Origin of the sequence: Limnospira sp. PMC 289.06 (genome assembly GCF_032350395.1) — a bacterium.
Classification (GTDB): Bacteria; Cyanobacteriota; Cyanobacteriia; order Cyanobacteriales; family Microcoleaceae; genus Limnospira; species Limnospira platensis.
In genome coordinates, this window is the sequence record NZ_JARPLC010000285.1 from 1 (window position 1) to 1,591 (window position 1,591).

The 1,591-nt window shown below is 43.8% G+C and carries 1 protein-coding gene and 1 pseudogene; both read left to right on the top strand.

Annotation, left to right across the window (positions count from 1 at the left end; genetic code table 11):
• Nucleotides 1–56: 56 nt before the first annotated feature.
• Nucleotides 57–875, top strand: a pseudogene (locus tag P5674_RS24530) (group II intron reverse transcriptase); the annotation flags it as partial.
• A 306-nt stretch (nucleotides 876–1,181) separates the two neighbouring features.
• Nucleotides 1,182–1,591: IS630 transposase-related protein (locus P5674_RS24535; RefSeq protein WP_315670385.1), on the top strand; the 410-nt coding region annotated here is incomplete at its 3' end.

Genomic DNA, 1,591 nt, shown 5'->3' on the forward strand with positions numbered 1-1,591 from the left:
ACTAAGAGGTTATTTCGGGCATTGCAGCCCTATTTCACTCCTAAACGTTTCGCACCAATCCCATTGAGTATAACGGCAAGACTGAAGAACCCGGGTTTGATTTTCTAGGATTCAACTTTAGGCAATATCCGGTAGGAAAATATAAATCTGGAAAAACTGGTGGAGCAGCAAGCCGATTAATCGGTCACAAAACTCACATTAAACCCAGCAATAAAGCAGTTAAAGCCCATACTGAAGTGATTAAGGGTGTAATAAAACAACATAAAACAGCACCCCAATCAGCCCTGATAAGCAAACTAAACCCAATAATAAAGGGATGGTCAAACTACTATTCAGGGGTTGTCTCAACAGAGACCTTTGTTAAGCTAGATTATCTAATCTGGCAAATGTTACGGGCATGGACAGTATCAAGATGCGGAAAGGCAAACCACGAAAAGCTAAGAAACTATTTCAGACATGGAACGATTAAACTTAGCAATGGGAAAGAAAGACATGAATCTTGGTTGTTCCAGACTAAAGATGGATGCCAACTATGGAAACATAATTGGACTCCGATTGTCAGACACACCCTGATACGCCCTGACGCAACACCATACGACGGAAATTGGACTTACTGGGCAACCAGACGAGGACAGGCAATTGAAACGCCAAATAGGGTAGCAAAACTACTCAAAAAGCAAAAAGGTAGGTGTACCTGGTGTGGACAGTATTTCGCGCCATCGGATTTAGTTGAAGTAGACCACATTGTACCTCGAAGCCTAGGCGGAAAGGATGAATACAAGAATCTTCAGTTATTACATCGCCACACCCGCGATGATAAGACGGCACTCGACAACGCCAACGCTGTATCCTTAACAATGGAGCAGTCAGATTAGGAGCCGTATGAGGTGAAAGTCTCAAGTACGGTTTTGTATGGGAGGGGGAGATGGCGACATCTCTCTCGACCCCTACTACCAAAAATCTGTCAATGCCTCAATAGTAACTAGGGTTAAGTCCACATAACTATCAGTATCCGTCCTTGCTAGTATTGGATCACACAGGGTCATAACAATTGTGGCATAAATCTTGACAATTATTTGTTTTGTGATATACAACTCCCATAGTACACCGAACAAATATAGCACCAGACAGGATAGTTAGGACGTATAATGGAGAGGACGAGATGACTAAGAAGACCAAAAATGCCAGCCCCCTATAGTTACGACCTCAGACAAAAAGTTATTGATGCAATTGAACTAGACGGTATGCCCAAAACAGAAGCCAGTCAAGTTTTCCATGTCAGCCGGAACACTATCAATCTCTGGCTGCAAAGAAAAGCACAGACCGGAGACTTCCTCCCTAAACCTAATCACCGACCTGGTCATAGCCACCAAATTACCGACTGGCACAAATTCCAGGCTTTTGCCCAAGAGCATGGCGACAAAACCTCCGCTCAAATGGCTCAACTTTGGGATGACGACATCTCTCCTCGCACCATATCCAGAGCCTTGAAGAAAATTGGCTTCACCAGAAAAAAAACTTACGGCTACCAAGAAGGTGATGAGCAACAGCGAGAGGCGTTTATTGCTCAGATTGAACATATGGAGCCGGA